The sequence below is a fragment of the Protofrankia sp. CiP1_Cm_nod4 genome, assembly GCF_982290645.1.
In genome coordinates this window covers 21603-24806 of record NZ_CEVIVC010000034.1, presented here as the reverse complement: position 1 = coordinate 24806, position 3204 = coordinate 21603, and the positions used below count along the sequence as shown (strand labels likewise).

The 3204-nt window shown below is 68.6% G+C and carries 4 protein-coding genes; 3 read left to right on the top strand and 1 reads right to left on the bottom strand.

Translation table 11 applies throughout. The features are described from left to right. Positions 1–57 precede the first annotated feature (57 nt). From AC5LSR_RS09130 to AC5LSR_RS09120, 3 genes are all read left to right on the top strand, one after another. Positions 58–1329, top strand: coding sequence for an ATP-binding protein (locus tag AC5LSR_RS09130; RefSeq protein WP_250282500.1), 1272 nt, complete (start codon positions 58–60; stop codon positions 1327–1329). A 174-nt stretch (positions 1330–1503) separates the two neighbouring features. After that, positions 1504–1926 carry a hypothetical protein gene (locus AC5LSR_RS09125; protein ID WP_250282502.1) on the top strand — a complete coding sequence of 141 codons (423 nt, stop codon included), beginning with the start codon at positions 1504–1506 and terminating at the stop codon, positions 1924–1926. After that, the gene (locus AC5LSR_RS09120; protein ID WP_250282504.1) at positions 1923–2288 is read left to right on the top strand and encodes a DUF5615 family PIN-like protein; all 366 of its coding nucleotides are present in this window, start codon (positions 1923–1925) and stop codon (positions 2286–2288) included. The genes AC5LSR_RS09125 and AC5LSR_RS09120 overlap by 4 nt, the downstream gene beginning before the upstream one ends. Before the next feature lie 357 nt (positions 2289–2645). Here the strand turns inward: AC5LSR_RS09120 and AC5LSR_RS09115 are convergent, their stop codons facing one another. After that, complete coding sequence (locus tag AC5LSR_RS09115; RefSeq protein WP_250282505.1) at positions 2646–3143, bottom strand: SRPBCC family protein; 498 nt, start codon at positions 3141–3143, stop codon at positions 2646–2648. Positions 3144–3204 lie beyond the last annotated feature (61 nt).

Here is a 3204-nt window from a genome sequence, read left to right as displayed (position 1 = left end):
TCGGCGGATCCGTAGCTCGACCTCCGACGGATCCGTAGATCAGATAGAATCTCGGCTGTGAGTGCACGGTTGCGCGGCCTGGTGCCACGGCGGCTTGCTCCCATCGTCGCGGGTCGGATGCTCGAGGAGCCGGTGGTCCTTCTTCAGGGCCCCCGGTCGGTGGGCAAGTCGACCCTGCTCAGAAACCTCGCCGGCGCGGTTGGCGCGGAGCTGGTCGACCTGGACGACGTGGCCGTGCGCGACGCGGTGGCCCGGGACCCGGGCACGTTTGTCGCGGGCCCACGACCGGTCTGTATCGACGAGTACCAGCACGTCCCGCTTGTCCTTGACGCGATCAAGGCTGAGCTCAACCGTGACGGCCGGCCCGGTCGCTTCGTCCTGACGGGCTCGGCACGTCACGAGGCGTTGCCCCAGGCTGCGCAGGCGCTCACTGGCCGTCTGCACCGGCTGCCGGTATATCCGCTGTCACAGGGTGAGCTCCGGGGAGCTCACGAGCACCTGTTGGAGGACCTGTTCGCAGACCCGGCCGCCGTGGTAGCCGCGGCCCGGCCGTCGGTGACCAGCCGTGAGGAGTACATCGACAGCGTTACGGCAGGCGGGTTCCCGTCGGCGCTCGCGCGGGCCTCGCTCGCTTCGCGGAACCGCTGGCTCGACGACTACGTCCGGCTCGGCCTCGAACGCGACGTGGGGGAGCTTGCCAGGATCCGCCAGGCGGCTTCGTTGCCGGTCCTGTTCGAGCGGCTGGCGGGCCAGACCGCGCAGGTACTCAACATCGCTCGGGCCGCGTCGAGCGTCCGTCTCGACGAGAGGACCGCGTACAGCTATCTACGGCTGCTCGAGGCGGTGTTCCTGCTTTACCGTCTCCCGGCATGGGGGAACACGCTTACCACACGGTCCACGGCGTCGCCGAAAATCCACATCCTGGACTCCGGGGTGGCGGCTCGGCTGCTGCGGCTGACGCCGCGGAAACTGGCCGCCCGTAATCCGACCACGCTCACCGAGTTCGGACATCTCCTGGAGACGTTTGTCGTCACCGAGCTGCTCAAGCAGGCGTCCTGGGCGGACTGGGTCAGCGGGGCCGGCCACTGGCGCACTCGTGACGGCGACGAAGTCGACCTTGTTGTCGAACGCGATGACGGGGCGCTGGTGGCATTCGAGGTCAAAGCGGCTGGCCGGGTACCGGGTGAGGACTTCGCCCCGCTTCGCAAACTCCGTGACACCACCGGCGACGCGTTCACAGCCGGTGTCGTGTTCTACCTGGGAGCACGCTCGTACACGTTCGAGGACCGCCTGCACGTCCTGCCCGTCGACACGCTCTGGGCCCCGTAGTCGACCGGGGCTGTGGAGTCGCCCCCCGCGCTGACTGACCGGTTCGTTCGGTCAGGTCGCTGGTTGTCAGGTCGGGAAAACGGATCTCCGTGCGGAGCCCGCATGCCGTCAGGCTGGTGACTGTCAAGATGGCGACTACACTGTAGTCGTATGGCGAGGAAGGCTCCCACACCGGTGCGGTTCGATGCCGCCGTCGCGGTACGCCTACAGGCGTACGTGGCCACCCATCCAGGTCTTTCGCTGTCGTCAGCGGCGAACCGGCTGGTGGACGAGGGGCTGCGGACGACGGAACATCCCGGCATCACCTTCCGGGAAGGGCCGGCGGGCCGGCGGGCGGGCCTGGTCGGCGGGCCTGACGTCTGGGAGGTCGTGCGGGCGGTCCGCTCCGCCAGGGCGGCCGAACCGGAGCTGGCCGAGCAGGGGCTGTTGTCCCTGGTCGCGGACAACACGGGCCTGCCGCCGCGGCTGCTCCGCACGGCGCTGCGGTACTGGGCCGCCTACCCGCTGGAGGTCGATGCCGAGATCGCCGCCGCTGACGAGGCCGAGCAGGCGGCCGAGCGGGCCTGGCGTCGCGAGCAGGACCTGCTGGCCGGATGAGCCACCCCCTGTTACTCGACGAGATGCTCGGGGAGCGGACAGCCGCCCAGCTCGTCGGGAAGGGACACGACGTCGCCTCGGTCGTCGCTGACCCGGCGCTGGTCTCGCTACCCGATGATCAAGTGCTGGCGGAGGCTGCGCGCCAGGGACGTGCGCTCGTCACACTCAACGTCAGGGATTTTCTGCCGCTGGACGCCCAGTACCGGGCCGGCGGACGCTCCCACGCCGGCATCGTCCTGATCTCGACAAAGGCGTTTCCGCAGGACAGAGCCTTTGTAGGCGCTGTCGTGAGCGCACTCGACAAGCTCTTACAGGAGCCGGGCACCCTCGGCCCCGACCAGGTCGTCTTCCTACAGCGGTGATCCCACCCCACGAAACCACTGCCGGCTGACCAGGAGCGCCCGAGCAACGGCGTAGTACCCAGCGCCAGCGAGCCATTTCCGCAGCTGGAGGCCCCCGTCGTCGGCGGCTACCGGAAAATCCTCTGACAGCCCATCAAATAACGCGGATCCCCTCCACAGCCAGCCGTACAGGCCATGATCCAGGAGATTTTGTCGTTGTGTACGCTTTTTGGTCGCAGAAGCGTACACAACGACAAACTTACGCCGATCATGGCCTGCGTGGGTGGTCGCGGGCGGATTTACGCTGCTTGGCCGACGCTCGGGGCTGCCGGGGCTGCCGGGGCAGGCCTCGTCAGACGGTGAGATCGGACGGTGGGATCAGACGGTGAGCGAGGTCAGCAGTGTGTCGATCTGGCCCACGGCCGCGGAGATGCCCTCGACCATGCCCATGGACACGAGTTGCTCCATCACCGCGAGCGTGGGGAAGACGCTCTCGATCGTCATCACGGTGGCCGCCGCGCCGTCCGCGGTGAGCTGTACACGGACGGCCGTGACGGGCATGTCGGGGTTGGGGCGGCCGGCGTCGTCGGCGAAGCCGTCGGTGAACTCCAGGCGGTGCGGGGCGTCGACGGACAGGACGTGCCACCAGCCATGGTGCTTGTCGCCTTCCGGCCCGGTCATGAAGTAGGTGACCGTACCGCCGGGGGCCAGGTCATGGTCGACGACGGTCGCGGGGTAGGCCGGCGGGCCCCACCACCGCTCGAGCTGGCGGGGGTCCTGCCAGACCTGCCACACCCGCGGCGGCGGCGCGTCGAACCGCGCGGTGAGCGTCAGTGTGAGGGCTTCAGGGTCCTTCTGGATGTCGATCACTGGCATGTGCGTGCTCCCCACTGTTTTCGCTGTTTCCGGAGCCGGAGCCGGAGCCGGAGCCGGGATC

What these genes read in the sequence shown, in the direction of transcription:
- AC5LSR_RS09120 (WP_250282504.1), top strand. Translation starts at nt 1,923, where the DNA reads ATGAGCCACCCCCTGTTACTCGACGAGATGCTCGGGGAGCGGACAGCC.
- AC5LSR_RS09115 (WP_250282505.1), bottom strand. Translation starts at nt 3,143, where the DNA reads ATGCCAGTGATCGACATCCAGAAGGACCCTGAAGCCCTCACACTGACG.